At 75.3% G+C, this 320-nt stretch carries 1 pseudogene; it reads right to left on the bottom strand.

The features are described 5' to 3' along the window. Positions 1–193: 193 nt before the first annotated feature. A pseudogene (locus tag JHD82_RS30100) lies at positions 194–320 on the bottom strand (Fic family protein); the annotation flags it as partial.

Raw genomic sequence — 320 nt, 5'->3', positions numbered from 1 at the left:
CCCCCCCCCCCCCCCCCCCCCCCCCCCCCCCCCCCCCCCCCCCCCCCCCCCCCCCCCCCCCCCCCCCCCCCCCCCCCCCCCCCCCCCCCCCCCCCCCCCCCCCCCCCCCCCCCCCTCTTTTAATGATCCGGCGACCACCGAGATCTACACTGTTCGCATTTCGTCGGCAGCGTCAGATGTGTATAAGAGACAGGCCTGGACGCGTGCCGCCAATCCAGTTCTGCGAGCGCCGGAACTCGCCGGGGCTTTTGGTGCCGCCGCGTGCGCTTTGCAACAGCCGGCCATGCATCTCGCGGATCAGGCGCAGTGACAGCGGCAGG

It is taken from the genome of Delftia sp. ASV31 (assembly GCF_016428765.1).
Taxonomy (GTDB): Bacteria; Pseudomonadota; Gammaproteobacteria; order Burkholderiales; family Burkholderiaceae_C; genus Comamonas; species Comamonas acidovorans.
Note: the sequence above shows the minus strand (reverse complement) of the source record. Positions and strands in the feature narration are given on the sequence as shown.